At 66.0% G+C, this 18,229-nt stretch carries 10 protein-coding genes, 2 pseudogenes and 1 other annotated feature; of the genes and pseudogenes, 3 read left to right on the forward strand and 9 right to left on the reverse strand.

Going from position 1 to position 18,229, the window contains the following annotated elements; all coding sequences use genetic code 11:
- Window positions 1-214: 214 nt before the first annotated feature.
- The 3 genes and pseudogenes from ACI8AD_RS16325 to ACI8AD_RS16335 form a co-directional block, all read right to left on the reverse strand.
- Complete coding sequence (locus ACI8AD_RS16325) at window positions 215-2,512, reverse strand: protein kinase domain-containing protein (protein ID WP_456871571.1); 2,298 nt, start codon at window positions 2,510-2,512, stop codon at window positions 215-217.
- On the reverse strand, window positions 2,509-3,423 hold the full coding sequence (locus ACI8AD_RS16330; RefSeq protein WP_456871572.1) for a serine/threonine-protein kinase: 915 nt from the start codon (window positions 3,421-3,423) through the stop codon (window positions 2,509-2,511). The genes ACI8AD_RS16325 and ACI8AD_RS16330 overlap by 4 nt, the downstream gene beginning before the upstream one ends.
- A 207-nt stretch (window positions 3,424-3,630) precedes the next feature.
- Window positions 3,631-4,903, reverse strand: a pseudogene (locus tag ACI8AD_RS16335) (IS3 family transposase).
- Window positions 4,491-4,619: a sequence feature (AL1L pseudoknot), on the reverse strand. It overlaps the preceding pseudogene by 129 nt.
- Window positions 4,904-5,482: 579 nt before the next feature.
- On the opposite strand from ACI8AD_RS16335, the gene ACI8AD_RS16340 reads away from it, so the two are divergent.
- Window positions 5,483-8,002, forward strand: a complete 2,520-nt coding sequence (locus tag ACI8AD_RS16340; RefSeq protein WP_456871573.1) for a patatin-like protein — start codon at window positions 5,483-5,485, stop codon at window positions 8,000-8,002.
- A 932-nt stretch (window positions 8,003-8,934) separates the two neighbouring features.
- Here ACI8AD_RS16340 and ACI8AD_RS16345 read toward each other — a convergent pair.
- From ACI8AD_RS16345 to ACI8AD_RS16360, 4 genes and pseudogenes are all read right to left on the reverse strand, one after another.
- Window positions 8,935-11,010 carry a glycoside hydrolase family 31 protein gene (locus ACI8AD_RS16345; protein ID WP_456871574.1) on the reverse strand — a complete coding sequence of 692 codons (2,076 nt, stop codon included), beginning with the start codon at window positions 11,008-11,010 and terminating at the stop codon, window positions 8,935-8,937.
- A 55-nt stretch (window positions 11,011-11,065) separates the two neighbouring features.
- Window positions 11,066-11,755 carry a hypothetical protein gene (locus ACI8AD_RS16350; RefSeq protein WP_456871575.1) on the reverse strand — a complete coding sequence of 230 codons (690 nt, stop codon included), beginning with the start codon at window positions 11,753-11,755 and terminating at the stop codon, window positions 11,066-11,068.
- A 33-nt stretch (window positions 11,756-11,788) separates the two neighbouring features.
- The gene (locus tag ACI8AD_RS16355) at window positions 11,789-12,580 is read right to left on the reverse strand and encodes a hypothetical protein (protein WP_456871576.1); all 792 of its coding nucleotides are present in this window, start codon (window positions 12,578-12,580) and stop codon (window positions 11,789-11,791) included.
- Between the two features lie 149 nt (window positions 12,581-12,729).
- Window positions 12,730-12,894, reverse strand: a pseudogene (locus tag ACI8AD_RS16360) (IS982 family transposase); the annotation flags it as partial.
- 56 nt (window positions 12,895-12,950) lie between these two features.
- On the opposite strand from ACI8AD_RS16360, the gene ACI8AD_RS16365 reads away from it, so the two are divergent.
- Both ACI8AD_RS16365 and ACI8AD_RS16370 read left to right on the forward strand, forming a co-directional pair.
- Entirely contained in the window at window positions 12,951-13,187 is a 237-nt protein-coding gene (locus tag ACI8AD_RS16365; RefSeq protein ID WP_456871577.1) for a type II toxin-antitoxin system VapB family antitoxin, read from the forward strand.
- Complete coding sequence (locus ACI8AD_RS16370) at window positions 13,184-13,513, forward strand: type II toxin-antitoxin system PemK/MazF family toxin (protein ID WP_456871578.1); 330 nt, start codon at window positions 13,184-13,186, stop codon at window positions 13,511-13,513. The genes ACI8AD_RS16365 and ACI8AD_RS16370 overlap by 4 nt, the downstream gene beginning before the upstream one ends.
- Window positions 13,514-13,857: 344 nt before the next feature.
- Here ACI8AD_RS16370 and ACI8AD_RS16375 read toward each other — a convergent pair whose 3' ends face one another.
- Both ACI8AD_RS16375 and ACI8AD_RS16380 read right to left on the reverse strand, forming a co-directional pair.
- Window positions 13,858-14,034, reverse strand: a complete 177-nt coding sequence (locus tag ACI8AD_RS16375) for a hypothetical protein (RefSeq protein ID WP_456871579.1) — start codon at window positions 14,032-14,034, stop codon at window positions 13,858-13,860.
- Between the two features lie 403 nt (window positions 14,035-14,437).
- Window positions 14,438-18,037: a hypothetical protein gene (locus ACI8AD_RS16380; protein WP_456871580.1), complete on the reverse strand. Its 3,600-nt coding sequence runs from the start codon at window positions 18,035-18,037 to the stop codon at window positions 14,438-14,440.
- Window positions 18,038-18,229 lie beyond the last annotated feature (192 nt).

Here is an 18,229-nt window from a genome sequence, read left to right on the forward strand (position 1 = left end):
GGGTCCATCTCGCCTCGCTTAGAGATCGACGCGTCTGTCTAGAGTAATGCTAGACGGCGAGGCGGGCACAGGATAACTATACTTAAGATCCGCCGTGTCGAGCTACTCCCAAACCGCTATTCACCGCAGGCGGATCCGTAGCCTAGTGGATCGGTAAATCATTCCAGCCCCTCCTTGAATCGCCCCCAATACGCGCGTGACCACTATGGGCGCACTACACCTCTTCAATATTCCGACCGATCCGGTCGGCAAGTCCAACACGGTGCAGGATTGCTTCCAAGAAAACCCCAGACCACTCTGCTGCCCCAAAACGAACCGCTCGCTCTAGTGCCTCACACGCCTGAGCGTAGTGCTCAGTCGCTCCGGCATTGTCGCCGCTCATCTCTTGGTAGCGCGCGAGCCAGTAAGATAATTCCCCATAGTCTCCAAACAGATCATCCATGCAGTCGCCATAGACCAGCGAGTCAAGAATGGCTAACGCCGACTTGGCGTACTGGATCGCTGCCGCCATACTTCTTGAAGTTTTGACCCGCGACGTAATAGCACGCATCCGAACGACCTGAATGGCGGAACGTCTCCCATTTGGAACCTCACCAAGCGCGCCCTCGAAGAGCTTCCATAGCTCAGACGCCTCGCCATATTTGCCTGCGCGATCCAGCTCCGAAGCATAAACTGACATGGCCCTGAGACGAACAACATCTAATGTACACCTTGCACAAAGCTCGTAGGTGGTACGGGATAGCTCGAGTCGCTTCTCGTCCGGTTCCAACAAAGGGATTAGCGCCAATGCGGCATCCACAAAAGCAGAGTGGCAGTCCCGACCTGGCTGAAGAAATTCTAGATTGTCTTGCCCGGGCAAGACCCCGTCGAATACGGCGAACTCGTCGGTGGACAGCGACGCGGCGTCGATCTCGGACACGGGCCGGAGAGCCGCGGCGAATGGCGCCGCTTCCGTAGCCCTGGAGTGAGGGTGCCTTAACGCCACCGACGGCGAACAAGGCGTGCTCGCGACAATGCCCATTTTGAGAGCCTCAGCCAGAGCGCGAGATGCCTTTTCATGAGCAGCATCGTTGTCGTGTACTTGACGCATCGCAGTCGCCGCGTTCGCGAGCAGACTCACCAGTCGGACCTGTTCCTCGTCGTCCTGAGGTTCACCTACTAGTTTCAGGCCGTGTTGACAGGAGGAGATTGCACCGCGGTGGTTGCCGAGGCGGCCTTGTATCACCCCCATCATCAGGTAAACATCCGCTAATTGGCAAACGATCTCCGATCGGCGTCGAGGAAGAAGTGATTCGAGTATTCTCTGAACCTCAGAGAACGCCACCAAGTCGGCCATGGCCGTGGCTCGTGAAGGTGCTGCTATTGGCGGCCAGAATCCGACTGCCACGTCTGCATCTAAATCGGCGGCCTTGTGTGCAAAGCTTAGCCATGGTCGAGGGTCTGCCCATTCGTCGCCGCGGGCAGATACGCGGCGATATGGGTAGAAACTGTTAGGGGGCGGCTTCTCGTCAACGATCCCAGGAAGAATAGCTGATAGTACCTTGACAGCCTCATCCAAGGATGGTCGCGATGACGGATCTTCCAGAAAGCATCTCTGAAGTAATTCGCCGACCGTCATAGGAATGTCTACTCGTGGCCGCCATCTCCCATCTAGGATTCGATCCAATTCGTCCGCTGCAAGTGTCCCCGACGGTATACGACGTTCTCCTGAAAACATCTCCATAACCATTACGGCCCAACTCCAAACGTCGCATCCGACACTAACAAGTCGACGCTCGGCTTGCTCAGGCGACGCGTATAGAAGCGTCTCGCCGCGAGCCACTCCGTGAAGGATAGGGGGGACGCTAATGAGCTTAGCTGCAAGGACTGAGCGCTTCATGTCGTCGCGTATTAAGTCGTGTGCGGTACTGGTCGCTGCATCCAGCCGTCTCTCAATCAGCATCCGGTCTTGAGCTGAATACAGACCTGGTGCTGCGAGGCCGAAGTCGGCGACTTTGGCCGTACCGTCTTCGGCCATCAAGATGTTCGCTGGCTTGATATCCAGATGGAGCAGTTCATTTCGATGTGCCGCTCTTAGGCCGAAAGCAACCTGGAGTGCAATGCGCAAGATTTCCGCGAGGCTGTCGTGTCTTGGGTCGCGATATAGAGATCCGGAACTAATTCGATCCCGTAGGGACCCATCGGCGACATGCTCGCCAAACAAAAAAAGCTCTCGGTCAATCCAGCGAATGAAGTAACACTTCACGATATTTTGATGAAGTGGAGCTTGTAGCCACTGTCGCGCTTCCGAGAGGAATAGGTTTCGTTCCTTTTGTCCGTCGAACTGGACATGCTTTACCGCGTAGGACAGACTAGACATCCAGCTTTCCGCCAAGTAGACATTCGCAAAAGCGCCACTACCGAGGTGGCGCTTAATTCGAAAGTCTTCCAGGAGGATCTGCCCCACAGCTAGCTTACGGCCGGGGCGCCGGCGGTACTCTTGAGAATGAGGTAGACCCGATTTTTGACTCACTGCGGAGTCGCATGTTCTGAAGCTTGCTGAAGAGCATATCGCAGGTCTGCAGCCGTTGCGTATCGAAGCTTATCGGATCGATCGTCTAGCGCTGCATCGATCACTCGCGCGACCGCTGATGTAACTTTGTTTCCTATCCTGTGCCGGATGGGGATAACATCCGTTCGCGTGACGATCGTCCACGGATCTCGGCCCTCAGGGAAATCGCGCGGAGCATAGCCGGTCAATGCGAAGTACAGCGTGGCCGCCGCTGACCAGACATCAAAAGATAGAGAAGGATACTTGTAAGAAAATATCTGCTGGCGGGGCATGAAGTGTGGGGTTCCTGCCGCCCATCCAGTAGCAGTGAGCCCGCTCATTCCGGAAAAGGCCACGGCCTTAGCTAGCCCGAAATCTGAAAGCTTTGTCGGACGCGGCTGCCCGCGCTTGCTTAGTAGGATGTTCTGTGGCTTGATGTCCCGATGTATAACTCCAACGCGATCGTCCTCGTTCCCCTGGACAGGCGGCCGATAGGAGTGCGCATAAGCTAGCGAATCAAGTAGCTCAATCGCTATCGGTATTGCGACAACTTGTTTAAGTGGACCGAACTGTCGAACAAGGTTCGCAAGGTCGCCGCCCTCACACCTCTCCATAATGATGAAATAGATGTCACCAACGTTTCCACCTTCCTCGCAGCGCACTATGTTCGGGTGGCGGAGGAGCAAACATATCTCTATCTCTCGAAGGAGGCGAGCGCGCGCGAGTTCGTCGTTGTCACCCGATACTAGTTCCATCACTTTGATGGCACGTGTTTGCCCTGAGGCCTTGTTGCGAGCACTATAAACAATGCCCATGCCACCTTCACCGATTTTCTCGCCGATATCCCAAGACTCAAGTTTCGGGCTTTGGCGGATTCTGTCGACGATGTCCATCGATGCTCCGTGGTTGACTCGCCCGTGGTGGAGGGAGACGTACGCACCTCGTCCGCGTGATCAGTGGTGCTGAGGCCAGCTGCGCCGGCCACACGATCAACCGTCCTTGACGGCGCCAGAGCGCCTCTGTGGCTGACACAGTCTGCTACGAAAGATGCAAGATCGGCAAGGCTGTGCCCTGTGAATCGCCCCGGCGTGTTCGGAGTGCTACTGGGTTGAGTGCCCTGCCGCAGCGAGCGCGGCGTGGTGAGGGTAATGCGCGGCCTCCAGCTCCGCAGGTGGGACGTCTCCGCAGGCCTGGAACAGCCGGCGGTGGCTGAACCAGTCCACTTATTCCAGACAGGCAATCTCGACCTGCTCGACCTGCTCGACCTGCTCGACCTGCTCGACCGTGCGCCAAGGTCCCGCGTGGCCGGATCAGCTCGGTCTTGAACAGCACGATCAGCGACTCGGCGGCGGCAGTCGTAGGAGTCGCCCTTACTGCCCACCGAGCGAACCGCGCCGGCAGCGTCGAGGCGCTCGGTGTAGCGGATCGCGAGGTACTGCACGCCGCGGTCGGAGTGGTGCACCAGGCCGGTCACGTCGCGGACCTCGCGGGCCCGGGTCCACAGGCCCTGCTCGAGGGCGTCGAGGGCCAGATCCGTGCGCAGGCTGGTCGACGCCCGCCAGCCGACGATCCGGCGGGAGAACACGTCCATCACGAAGGCGACGTAGACGAAACCCGACCAGGTCGCCACGTAGGTCAGGTCGGCCACCCACAGCCGGTTCGGCGCCGGCGCGGTGAAGTCGCGGTCGACCAGGTCCCCGGGGCGGGCGGCGACCTCGGCCGGCACCGGGGTGCGCTTCACCCGTCCGCGCACCGCGCCGGCCAGACCGAGCCGGCGCATCAGCCGCTCCACTCGGCAGCGGGCGACCGGGATGCCTTCCCGGTTCAGCGCCCGCCAGACCTTGCGCACGCCGTAGACGCCGAGGTTGGCCTCGTGCACCCGGACGATCTCGCCCGTGAGCCGCTCATCGCCCACGGCCCGCACCGACGGTGGCCGCGTCCGGGAGGCGTAGTAGGTGCTCGGGGCGATCTTCGCGCCGACCTCGGCCAGCGCGCGGCAGATCGGCTCGACCCCGAACCGTTCCTTGTGCGCGTCGATGTAGGCGATCAGCGCCGGAACGGGCGGTCGAGCTCCGCCACGAAGAAAGCCGACGCGCTCTTGAGGATCTCGTTCGCCCGGCGCAGCTCGCGATTCTCCCGCTCCAGCTCGACCAGCCGGGCCCGCTCGTCGGTGGTCAGACCCGGCGCGTTGCCGGCGTCGATGCGAGCCTGCTGCACCCAGTTCCGCAGCGAGTCCGGCACGATCCCCAGCTGCTCACCGACCCGCTTGCAGGCGGCGTTGACACTCAACTGCTCCGCCCCGCCGACCAGGTCGAGCGCGCAGCGGATCGACCGCTCCCGCAGCTCGTCGGGGTACTTCCTCGGTGCCGCCATGACTTCCATCCTTCGGGGGTTGGAAGCCTCCATCAATCCCGGGGCGGTTCACCCTGCAGTTCTTCTCGAGTTGCCGGTCAGGCGACCGGATCGAGGACCACGGTGTGCCCGAGGCGCTCGAGTTGGGCGACCAGCCGGCGGGTGTGGGCCTCGTCGTGACGGCGGGCCAGCCAGTCCGCGCCCAGGTCTGTGTAGGGCTCGTCGCGGGAGAGGATGTAGTACGCCGGGCGTCCGGGCCGAACGCTGGACGGTCGACGACCTGGACTTCCTCGAGCTGTCGACCGTCGCCAAGCAGCTGGGAGATGCGGAGTCCAGGCAGTCGGCGTTGGCCGACTACATCCACTCCCTCGGTCTCGCCGTCGACTCGAACCCGGAGTCCAAGACCGACCGAGTACTCAAGCATCTGGTGCTGCGCGCCCTCGGCGCCGGCTGAGCCGGGCACCGAGGACAGGCCCACTCGGGCGATTTCCCACAGGACATGTGGGGTGATGAACCGGTGACGGCCTCCCGAGACCATGGCGGTGGCGGCCCTTCAAAGCGGCAGACCGGGCACGGACTCCGGAGAGGGGAGGGAGTGAGATGACCGGGCTTCCCGAGTTGCGGCTCGCCCTGGGCATGCGAGGAGGGGTGAGCCTCGCCGTCTGGATGGGCGGCGCCTGTAGTGAGGTCGATCGTTTGCGGCGCGCATTCGACGACGAGGACGGCCAGCAGGGAGGCACGGCGACCTACCGTCGGATACTGGAGGCGAGCGGTTACGGGTCCGTCGCCGTGGACGTGGTGGCAGGAGCCAGCGCGGGCGGCTTGAACAGCGTCCTGATGGCGTGCAGCGTGGTCCACGGCATGCGCTTCGACAGTACGATTCGCGACCTCTGGCTGCGCCTGGGAGACCTCGGGGGTCTCGTCCGTCGCGGCGTCCGCCGACCTCAGTCACTGCTCGACGGCGACCGCGGGTTCTACGGGGCGCTGGCGCCGGAGCTGGAACGACTGGTCGAGGCGGCGATACCACCAAAGAGCCCGCCGCGGATGGACGCCGTGCTGACCTGCACCCTCTTCACACCGGTGGCGCGGACCCGCTACCAGGACCTCGGACCGCCGATCGTGGAACGCCGGAACCGGGCGTGGTTTCGATTCCGCAACCCCGTGCAGGACGCCGCCGTGTCAATGGGCATGGGTGCAGGTCAACAGGAAGACCGCACCGCCGCGCTGCGCCGCTTGGCCTACGCCGCGCGGACCACCTCGTCCTTCCCCGGTGCGTTCGAACCGGCCAGCGTCGGCTTCGCGCCCACCACGCTTGGATCCGTGACCCCGCCGTCCCCTCCGCCCACGCACTACGGCTCTTACAGCGAGTCCCGGCCGGCAGACGGGCGCGTCTCACGCGACTTGGTCATCGACGGCGGTGTGCTCGACAACATCCCGGTGGCCTGGGCGATCCGGTCGATCGCGGCGGCGCCGGCGGACCGGGCAGTCGTCCGCTGGCTCGTCTACCTGCAGCCAGTGCCCTTCCGGCCGCCACCACCGCCCCAGGACGAGAAGCCCGACCCGGTCACGACCGCGCGCCGCGCCCGTGAGCTGCAGGGCGGTACCGAGGCACTCGCCGACGACCTAGACGATCTCGAGCAGTTGCGGCGGGACATTCTGCGTCGACAGGGCTACCAGCAGGTCCTCGAGTACGCGCTGGGCCAACTGCCGGAAGGCCAAGACCTGCGCCAGTTCCTCGCAGCGCTCTACGACCGCGCGCTGGCCGCGGTGGAAACGTACCGCCGACGCGCCGGTGCAATGGAGGCCAACCGCGTCCGGGCGCTGTGGACCGATCCACTGCCCGTGCTCGGCGCCGATCCCCTCGGCTTCGCCGACGTCACCAGAACCCCCCTCGCCGGGCTGGATTCGGAACGGCTGCTCGGAGCTCTCGATGGAGCCGGACCGGACATGGTGCTCGGGGACGAGTCCCTCGGCGGCGGGGCCGAGGCCCTGGCCCGGCTACTGCACCGGTTCCGTTCCCCGCAGGTCCTGGCGAGGACCGTCGCCGTCCTTCTCGATGCTGCGCGTGAACTGGGGGACGACGGCCTCCTCATCGAAGCGGCGCTCTACGAGGTCCGCCAGACGATCGAGGTCCTTGTCGCCCGCGCCGACCGGGCACTCGCCGCCGAACCACAGCGCAGCAGGCCCGCCCCCGGCCCCGCCGAGCTGGCACGGCGGGCCGTGTGGCGGCCGACCAATCCCGGTGCCGTCGGCTGGCCCGACCGGGCCGACATCTGGCGGGAACTCGTCAGCCACGCGCAGAACTTGGCCCAAGCCGCCAGCAACCTGCCGAACCGGCCTCGCGCCTTCGTCGGCTGTCTCGTCGGGGCAGCTGGCGACGCCACCGACTCCGCCACGGCCACCGCTGCCGTGCTGGCAGCAGTGGAGTTGCTCACCGGCCCTCTGCGACCCGATCCCCTGGCTGAGACGAGCGCCATCGCGTTCCACATGCTTTCCGCGCAGAACCAGAGTCCGTGCGTGCCCGCCGAGCCTGGGCAAACCTTCACGGTCGGGGACAAGCTGGCCGGCAATCAGCTAGGCAACTTCGGAGCCTTCCTCAGCGCACGGTGGCGCGCCAACGACTGGACCTGGGGACGGCTCGATGCCGCCCGCTCACTGGTCGACATCGTCACCCAGCCGCGCGCTAGCGACGAAGATCGCCTACCCCGGCTCCGCGCGGTGGCCGGTCTGCCCGCGACCGCTGGACTCGGGCAAGTTCGGGAGGAACTGGTCCGCCATCTGCACGAGGGGATTCTGCGCGAGGAACTCCCGGTCTTGTCCACTCTCGGAGACGGCCCGCCGCAGGGCGAGCTTCCCGGAGCTCTCCCGCCGAGCAGCCCCTTCGACGTGGAACCTCTTCGGCAGACCGGACAGGAGACGGTGCGCGATCTGGTGAAGCCCGACCCGAGGCTTGTCGTGAACGTCACGCGGCTGATAGGAGTCAGCGCCTACGCCGCGACCGGAGCCGCCCTGGCCAGGGGCGCGCGCGGACTGTCGAACCTGCTGCGTAGACGGCCACCCGGTTCGCGTCGGTCATCCGCCGCAAACCCGGGGAAGGGCATCGTCAACGCGCAGATCTAGGGATTATTGACGGATCGTGAAGGTCGGATCCTCGGGGCCACATACCGCATAAGATGTAAGGTGGGGGTCGCGTGGCCGGTGATTAGTACCCGACTCTTGCGCCGCTGGTCGGCGACCCCGCGTGGCAGCCGTAGACATCCCGCCGGCAGAAGCGGAGCCGGTCCTGACCCCACTGTTCGGCACACAGCTCACCATGGTCGCCGCATATACCTGTTCATCGTGCTATATGGAGCAAGGTGCAAGACTTGCGACCCCCAAACGCTCATTGTCATATGAGCCGGCGGACGACCCTCGCCAGCCCGGCGGCTCGGCCCGATAAAAGGATGCGACCCGGAAGCGCATCGGCACAGAGGCTACGCCGATCCAAGTCCTTCGATGCAACCTCACGGACCCGAATTGTTATGTCCGCCCCCTCGAAGTCTAGGACTGACGTGTGCAGCGAGCGGGCTTTGCGCCGCGCAAGATTCAAGGGTGTATCGATCGGGGAGCCTACCTGCAGAAGTTGTCATCCACGCTTGTTCGGGTCGTAGTAGGTGAGACCGGCGGCACCGCCTAGAGCAACGAGCGCGGAGACCGCCGCCGTCAGCCATTGACCGTCAGTGACGGAGTCAAACCCCCGTCTCTGCGCCACCTACTGCCGTCAGTAGCGAGGAAAGGAATGCCAGAATGGCGCTGTACACTGCGGCCACCGCCCTCTTTAGGCCGGCAGTGCGCCACCATCGTGGTTTACCCCTCTCCCGATCACGGAGATCCTTGCTCTCCGGCACCTCAATATGCTCCGACATAGATCCTCCGTCCTGAGGATGCAGTAACGCCGCAGCTTCGACTTCCACCACCTCGCGGGACGTCACCCTCCGGTGAGCCGCGGTGCGAAAGCCTCGTCCGGTCGGGATCTCCTCCTAGCGGCACTGGCGTCCCATCCGGTCTACCAGTCAATGGCAATCCGGGCCCCCACTGGTGGGCGTCCCCCCGAAGAAGTGCCGGCGCACTTGTTCGGCGGACCAGACGTCGTGCTCCGACGGCACCGATATCCATGCGGGGACCGCCGAGAGGGGGAGCTTCAGCGATGTCCAGCCCGGCCCGAGGAGCTCGACATTTGCGTCGTCCACCAAGGGACACCACCTGCCGTCCGGAACCCAGACGTGAATCTCTCCGCCGGGAACGAGCACGGGGGCGACGAGGAGGCGGTCCCCCAGCATGTACTGCAATTCGGCGGCACGCGCGGCGCGGTCACGTGGGTAGGCGAGCACCATGGGGCGCATCAGGGGCCGCCCACGAGTCACCGCGTCCCGTGCCGTCCGGGCGAGGTGTTGTCGAAGCATCCGACGCAGGCGACAGGCGGCTGTGGCTATCTCTCCGAAGGGCTCGGGATAGGCCCAGGGTTCTCGCCGCCCGGTCCCGTGCAGCCGCATGAGAGGCGAGAGCATCCCCCACTGCACCCAGCGCACGTACAGCTCCGGCTCGACATCCGCCTCGAACGCGCTCGAGTCGAAGGTCTCGAACGCTCGCGCGCACCTGTCCATGCTCCCGGGAGCCCAGAACCCACCTACGTCCGACCCTACGAAGGCGAAGCCGGACAGCGACAGCGACAGACACGCGCGCAGAGCCGACGTCATCCCCAGCCAGGTCGACGGTGTGTCCCCCACCCAGTGAACAGCGAAGCGCTGCGAGCCGGCTGTTCCCGAGCGACAGAACACCGTCTTGGGCTGCGACTCTGCCCAGGTTCGCGTGGCTCTGTGGGTCGCGGCCTGGTAAGCGAGGGCGTAGCTGTTGCGGACCCGCCAACCTTCGATGCCCTCGTGGAGCCGGGCGTCGAGGGGCACTTCCTCGCCGAAGTCCGCCTTCACCACCTCCGCCCCCTCGGCGATGAGGACCGCGATCCGCTCCTGCCACCACTCCTGCGCACCGGGGGCCGTGAAGTCGACGACGAGGCGTGAGGAGCCGTCCGGGAGCTCAGCCGGCCGCCCGTCAGCGGTACGGAGCACGAGGCCGCGGCCAACGGCGTCCGCGCCGGCGGGGCTCTCCGGGTGCACCAAGGGGTTGGTCCAGAGACTGAGGTGAACTCCAGAACGCCGCAGCCTTGCCGACCAGTCGGGCGGCCAGCGCTCGCGGTCCACCTGCCAGTTGCTGCTCTGCTCGTCGAACAGGTTGCCCGTCTGCCACGCGTCGACGTGCAGCACGTCGACTGGGCACTCCGCCTCCTCATACCTGTCCAGCACCGCGCCGACCTCGGCCGCCGTGAAGTACGAGTCCCGGCTGGTCCACAGGCCGAGGAGCCAGTCAGGCTGCGGAGCGGGCAGCCCCGTCAGTGCGCCGTACTGGTCGAGCATGTTCTCGGGCTCCCCCGAGAGGAAGAACAAGTCGAGGTCCGAGTCGTACGTGGTCAACACGGCTATCTCGCTGTGGTGGTCGCCAAGGTCCGCGATGACGGGACTCCCTGTGTTGACGAAAACCCCCCAGCCGACGTCCGACCAGAACAGCGGCACATTGAGATAGGAGGCGTCGACGCCGGCGACCCCGCCGGCGTTCACGTTGATGCAACTCCTGGTCCGGCCACGCAGGTTGGGCCCCTGGACGCTCGCACCTCCCCCAAAGAGACCCGTGTCCGGCTCTAAGAGCACGTGCGTGGTCCACCGGGGATCCAGCTCCACCGGACCGCGCGGCCCGGGCGGGAGCCCAGGGACACGTTGAGCCCACGGTAGGAACGAGCACGACAGCGCCCCCCAGCGGAACTCCGCGCCATCCGCACTCCAAGACCCCTCGCGGTCCCAGGAGGTGAACAGAAGATCATCCTCGTGCACGCGGAGTTCGACCGGCTGCTCAGCGACATCCAGGAGGATGCCCGTCCGAGGGGATGGTGACGCCGCTCCGCGCAGGCGCACACGCAGGACGCCCGTCACCGGGGCCGTCAACGACACCCGATGGTTTCGGCCGTCCCTGGTCGTCAGCACGACTCCGCCGTCATGCACGGGCGAGGGAGCGATCCGCACCCCTGTGGCGGCGGCCATGCTGCCCGGCACGTGGAAGGACGGCGAGCCGAAGAGTTCGTGGCGAGGCAAGGGCTCATCCGCCCAGTGAGGCGCTCACTGAACTCGGCTCACTGGGTACGGCGCCATCGGGCGTGGCGGCACCCTCGCCGTCGCTCCTCTCGAGGATCGCCGCCTTGATGCTCGCGACGGTTGCCCGGAAGCACCGGTAGCGAAGGAGCGCGAGACTCCAGAGTGCCGCGGTGACCCCAAGGGCTCCCCACCGCACGGCCTGTTCGAGGGGCGGTCCCGACAGCTCCGCAGCCGCCAGGTAGGCCGCGACGAGGACGGGCGGCGAACCGCCGAAGAGGAAAGCGAGAACCGCACTCGGTCCGCCGGACTTCACCCAACCGGTGGGCTTGGGGGCGTCGTCCCTCCCGAACAGGGCGTGGGCGGCCTCCGCTCTCCCCCCGTCGACGCGGCGCAAGAACTCTTCCCAGAGCAGGGAGCCGGGGACGGCACTCCTCAGCCGCGGTCCGATCCAGAGAGCGATGTAGGCCGCCAGCTTGTACACCTGCACGGCATGGTCGATGAAGATGAGCCAGAGGAAGCTCGACGCCACGGCGAGGCCGATCACCACCTCGGGCAGCTTCTCGAAGAGCGTCAACCCCGCGCCGAGAATGGTCAGTTCTACGGCGATCAGCGCGTACGCCAGGTTGATGCGCGTAACGATCTCCTGACGGAGCTGTTCGAACTCCTTGAGCTGGACGTCGACCAGGGTGGCCACTGCCTATCCGCCTCCTCTGCTACGCGGACCCGCTCATGCGGTGGGGACGGTCGTGACGGTGAGGAAGGCAGGTCCCCGGTGATGGGGGAGCTTCTCGAAAGCACCCCACCGGAATCCAAACTCGTCGAGGAGTGCCAGCGTTTCGCCAGGGAAGTTGTGGTGCGCCAGTTCGTCGAAGGCCACGATGCTGCCCGGGACCAGACGGGGACGGATGGTCCGCAGACATGCCCGTGTCCCCTCGTACAGGTCTAGGTCGAAGTACGCCAGGCTGATGATCGTCTCCGGATAATCCAGCAGATAGCCCGGGAGGGTCTCGAGGACGTCTCCGACGCGAACCTCGGAACGCCGAATGTGCGGGAGGGCGGTCTGTGCCTCATGGGCCTCGAGGACCTGCGTCAGGTGCTCGGAGTAACCGTCGCCCGTCGACATGGAGCCCGGCCGGATCTCAGGGTGGTTTCCGTCGTCGGGGTGCACGCCGGGAAACCCCGAGAAGGTGTCGAACCCGACGATCCTGCGTGTGTAGTCGTACGGCTCGTACAGTTCCCGCAAGGCGATGAACAACGGGAGGCGCCGTCCCCACCGAGTACCGAACTCGAATATCGATCCTGGGACGGACAGCACCCGCTGGTACAGCTCGTTGATTGCGACCACGTCTGCGACGGCGGCTCGCGGCATGTACAGGGTGAGGTTGTCGAGGCGGTCCTCCTGCGACACCGCGCTCGTGGCGAACAACTCCTCGAGGCGGCGGCGCCACTCACGACTGGACTGGTCGGCGCTGGGCCTGACGTGCCGATCGGCAGTCCGCCACCTCTTCTGACCAGCCACCATGGCGCTCCTGACGTAGCTGCCCGACCTACCTCGACCGCGCGCTGACCACCTCAGGGTCCGGAAAGCGCGTCACGTCTCCGTCACCGTGCCGTCATGTGGCACGTGACCAGGAGGCGAGTTGTCACTGTCCGGCTCAGCTTCCGGCCGACGCGCCGGACAGGGTCGAGCGTGACTCCGACCAGGCTGCGGCCGCCGTGCAGTTCCAGGTCGAGTTGGCCTTTGAGGATGTCGTAGACCGACTCGATGAGCTGGCGGATCGGTGCCAGCAGCGCCTGCCCGGGGCGGGGTGCGCGGTTGCGGTAGGAGGGGCGACGGGGTGCTGATGTCACCGTGGTACTGCACACGCCTGCAATGGCATACTTGTGGCATGACTAGAACACGACTCAGCACCACCGTCGACGATGAACTTCTCCAGGCCGCCCGACGTGTGCGATCCGGTGACACCGACGCCGCCATGATTGACGAGGCGCTGCGCGCACTGGTGGCGCGCCACCGTGCGGCCGAAGTCGAGGCGAGCTACACCGCCTACGACGAACACCCCCTCCACGAACCGGACGAGTGGGGTGATTTGGCGTCGTTCCGCGAAGCCGCCGGACGGTCGTGACCACCCTGCCCGCGCGCGGTGAGGTCTGGTGGTGCGAGATGGCCGAGATCGGGCGCCGCCCCGTCGTCGTCCTCTCCCGCGACGCAGTGATCCCCCGACACCGGCGGGCACTCGTCGCACCGTGCACCACCACCATCCGCGGCCTCGTCAGCGAAGTCGGGCTCGAGCCCGGCGAGGACCCGGTACCCCGCCGCTGCGTGGTCAACATGGACTCGGTCGAGAGCGTCTCTGTCGGGGTCCTCGTCGAGCGGCTCGGACGGTTGGCCGACACGCGCATGCGGCAGATCTGCGGAGCCCTCGCCGTTGCGGTCGACTGTGCGGACTGAGACTGCTCGGTGGAGGAACCCGCCCGGCTATATCGCAGGACAGTGGCCATGCCGTCGTCCACCGTCCCGCCTGACCGGCCCGGTGAGCCGTCCCGGACGGGGAGGACAGGAGGGACTCGCTCCTCCGGAGCCGGCGTGGGCAGCAAATGGCGTTACGAATCGCAGCACCCGACTGGCCACTGGCCTTGGGACAGCAAGGAGCCGCTCCTCCGGCCTCGTGACGCCGAGGCACGCGGAAGGCACGGCATGCGCCCGACTTGGCGCTGACCAGCCAAGATGACCCCTGGAGTCCCGAGCCTTCCAAGCTGACTGTGCGGGTTCGATTCCCGTCACCCGCTCCACCGTCACCCGCTCCACGCGCAGCGGCCGTGCAGGCACAGGAGCGACAGTGCGTCGCGGCGGGCGCGGGTCAGCACGTCGGCCAGGTCGGGGGCGTGCGCGGCGATCACGTCGAGCGCCTCGTGCAGATGGCGGTAGGCGTTGGCAATGCTCAGCCCCGCGCTGGCGGCCAAGGTGCACACGTCCCTGCGGTGGCGCAGCCAACGCAATACCAGGACGACTTGGGTGTGCACCGGGCCGGCCCGCTGGCCCGGATGCGATCGCGGTCGACGCCGTCTGCGGGCGATCCAGTCGGTCACGGCCTTCAACACCGGTGCGGACACATTCAGGCTGGCACGATGAGACACAGCGGGCTCCCGTGGAAGAGGAAATCGGCCATTGGCGAGACGATCTTTTCCTCGAGAGCCAGCGCCCTCTTGGTAAACGCCTACGGCGACCTGCACCGATGCCAATCGGGCAGTCGAAGCCGGTGAGCAAACCTCATTGAGGACCGCGCTCGCCGCGCACGAGCTAGAAGAGCAGGACGGCAGGTCGAAGGTAGACACCCGAGGAGTACAGCAGCGGGCCCGCCAGAGTCCTTACGCACTACGTTCGCCAGGCAACCGTGACAGTGTTGCCCAGCCCTTCCTTCGTGAACTTCTCTCGAAGCCTTAGCAACTCCGCTTCGATGGCTTGTTGAACTTCGCCGTCACGGAACAATGGCTGCCCTCCCGTCTGGATGTTGAAGACTATCGGAAGGTTCGGGAAGCGTCGCGCGAGGTGTTCAACGTTGGCGAGCTGCTCGATCTTGTGTGCGATTTGGAACTTCTTAGCGCCCTTGCTAAATTTCATGCGCTTCTCTTGACGGCCCAGCCTGAAGGACGCGTCTAGAGTAACTTCGAAGACCTCGATCTTCTTCGGTCCGACAAGGAGGAAATCAGGCTGTACCGAGTGAGCGGGATTACGCGTTCTTCTCTTACCCCTCTTCGTGAGCGGGTCCCAGGTCTCATCCTTCGGCGATGTGACCGTCGGTTGCTCGAGCAAACGACGGTCAGGCGTCGGCGGAAGACGGTCAGGCACGGACTGCTGGCCGGGAGGACCATCGGGAGCGTCAACGGTCGCGCCCTTGGTCGTCAGCATCTTCCAGGGCTCGTCCTTCCCCTCCAGTGGGAGACCCGACGCGCGTGCCAGGCTCTCTCCAATTTCCCGCTCGAGAACCTTTGGAGCCGCCGGGTAATCTCTCTTCTGCGGACTTGAGACCCCGTGTTCGAGCCTGCCGACATCACTCAGCACCGGCTCCACCGATTCAAGGCCGGTTAAGTAGATTATCCCGGACTCCTCTGCCTGCGGCGCACCCTCCTTCTTCTTCCCCGGACTGGCGACATAGTCGTAGTCCCACCTGCCCTCTGCGTCGATGACAGTGATCGACGTGAACACCGGGTGATCCTTCCGCACCGTGGCCGCCACGGCTTCCGCAGCCTCCTGGGTCAGGGTTCCCTCCTCGAGGCGGCGCTCCTCTTCGGCATCAATGGCCGCGAGGCCGGCTTCGACCTTCGCCGCCTTTTCGGGGTCGTCCTCGGCGACCTCGTCGGGCCGCTTCTTGACGAGCGCTCCGCCGATCAACTTGCCCGCGGCCTTGACGAGCTTGACTGCTTGCCCGATCACCCAGTCGATCGCCTCGTCGACTGGGGCTCGCGCCTTATCGATGGTCTTCCGGATGGTGGCACTGATGTCTCCGAGACCCAGGAGGCTGGCGAGGAAGCCGATCGCCACGGGTATGGCCTTGGCGAGGGCGTCCTCGACGAACTTCGCGGCCACTCCGATCGAGCCCTTCGCGATCGCGCCGATCGAGTCGAGCACGGCGTTGATTAGATCGACGATCTGCGAGCCGCGGTTGATGAAGAACATGATGATGTCGTAGATGGCCTTGCACGCCTTGAAGAATGCGGACGCCGGGTTGAGGAGGCCGACCAGCCAGGCGATGCCCGCCTCGATGACCTCCACCTTGATGAAGTCCCAGATGGCGTCCAGCACCATCGACTTCAGCTCGGCGAGCTTCACCCTGATGAACCGCCAGAGCCCGGGGACGCCCTCAGTCGCGACGATGCTGAAGACCTCAGCCGTCTTCTCGAGAGCCGACACGACCGGCTCGCCGACGATCTTGACCGCGCGGGCACGGAAGTTGGCGTAGGTCAGACCGAGGACCTGAAGGGCGATGCTGACGATGCCCTGGAGGTCCAGGGTCTCGGGCATCGCGATCCCGGCCTTGCCCAGGGCACCGAAGAGCCAGTCCATCAAGCCCTTCTGGAGGTGCTTGCCGATGTTGGCGACGAAGTTCTCCAGACCGAGGGCGACGCCCGAGACCAGGTTTCCGAGGAACCCGATTGGGTCGGTGATGATGTCGCCGACGACATCCGACGCCTTCGCCAGGATGCTGAGCAGCAGGTCCTTGAACGCGAGGATCTTCTGGATGAGTCCGACCGTGGCGTCGTAGACGCGCTGCCACAGGGACTTGTTGGCCTCGCGGAGCTCCTGCTCCTTCGCGGACATCCGCTCGTAGGACGCCTTGAACTGGGTGGTCAGATTGTCGACCAGCGCGTCCTTGCGCGCCTCGATGGTCTGGGTCATGGCGTCGAACTCGCTCTCGACCGAGGTCAGCGCCTCCTGGCCGAACGTGCGGACGCTCTGATCGAGGCCGTCCACGAAGGCCTGGACCTGGGCCCGGCCCTCGATGACCCGCTTCTTCGCGGCGGCGAGCTTGGTGTCGACGCAGTCGGCGACCTTGTCGATGGCGATGTCGACCTGCCGCAGATACTCGTCCCGGGCCCTCTTCAGGGAGCTCTCGATGAGCTCCTCCCAGTCGGAGCCCCAGGTCGTCAGCCACGTGCCGACGCCGCCCTTCTCCTCCTCGAAGACCTCCTCGTAAGCACGTTCGGCAGCAGTCAGGCCCTCGCCGAAGATCCGACTGGCCTCGCTGTCCATCTCCTTGAGGATCGTCTCGACGTCGGCCCGGGTCTGGTTCTTGATCCCCTCGATGGTCGCGGTGACGCGGCGGCGTTCGGCCTCGTCCTTGGTCATCGTCCCGACCTGCCGGCCGGCGACCTTCCCGATGGCTCCCGTGCGCGCACCATGCATCGCGGCGAGCCCGCCCGCTAGCGTGCCCTGCGCGCGGCTCTCCGCGCCGGCGCGGAGGTCGGCCTCCGAGGCTTGGTACGTCGTGGCCGCCTGCGCCTCGTGCTGCTCCGCCTCCGACCTGGCTTCCAGGGCCTGTCCGAACTCCGGCTCGTTCCCCTTCTCCAACTGTGCGCGGGAGACGCCGTTCTCCTCCATCGCCTGGTCGGTCGCCTGCCGGTGCTCGGAGTAGTCCAGCCGCTCCCGGGGCAGGGCGGGTGGCACGGCGGATGCGGCGGAGACCGGTGCCGGCGCCTCGCCTACCTGCTCCGGCTGGAGGGCGACCTGCGGTGGCTCGGGTCCCAGGTCTTGCGGCCGGACGTCGCCCGGCTGCCTCAAGGGACCGACCGCGGCGTCCTTCTGGCCCGCCAGCTGTCCTTGGAGCGTCACGCTCGCGGTCTGCGCGCCGCTCTCGACCACCTCGTGCGCCTCCTCCTCGGTGGTCGGAGTCGGCGTCGCCTTCTCGATCGCCTCACGCAGGGCAGCTCTGAACGCGGCCCGTTCGAAGTCCTGCGTGCTCTCCTGCGCGCTGTCCAGCTTGTCCACCGTCGCGAGCGCCGCGCTTCGCTGCTGCTCGGTCGCCGGACGCACCGCAGCGGCCTGCGCGTTGGCCACGGTGGACGGGGCGGGGCTGTGGCGTGCTGTCTGTGCTGCTCGCCGGGTGATCGCGGTGACCGTCGGAGCCATCGCCTCGAGCGGCGACGGTGGCTGTTCGGTCTCTGCTTGCGACGCCGCTGCGACCGCTTGCCCCGGTCCCGGCGCCTGCGGCTCCTCACCGCGTACCGCTTCACCGGAAGTGGTCGGAGCAAGGTCGGCGGGCGCGAGTGACTCCTGCGAGCGCGCGGGCGCCGGCGGCTCACTGACACCCACGCCTGCCGGCGGGGGCGCCACGGAGGACACCGCGAGTGACGGATCGCCCACGGCCGCCCGGGACGCTGCGTCCGGGGCCGATCCGCGCGGACCCTCCCCCCAGGGCGCGACCGCCGCGAGGGTCGCCTCGAGCACGCGACCCGGCACGGCGGGTGCGGCCTCCACTCGAGCCCCGCCTCCGAGCTGCCGTCCGCCCGCGGGCGCCGTCGTCGCCGGGATCCCGCCAGGGGTCGACGGTGCGCCACCGGCCGCGTCGCGACGCAGCAGAGTCGCCACGCCGCGGTTGCCCAGTCGTCGCTGCAGGTCCGCAGGCGCATCGCGTGGCGGGACCCGCTGCGGCTGCGCCGCGGCCCGCGG

The sequence above is a fragment of the Geodermatophilus sp. SYSU D00766 genome (genome assembly GCF_054049915.1).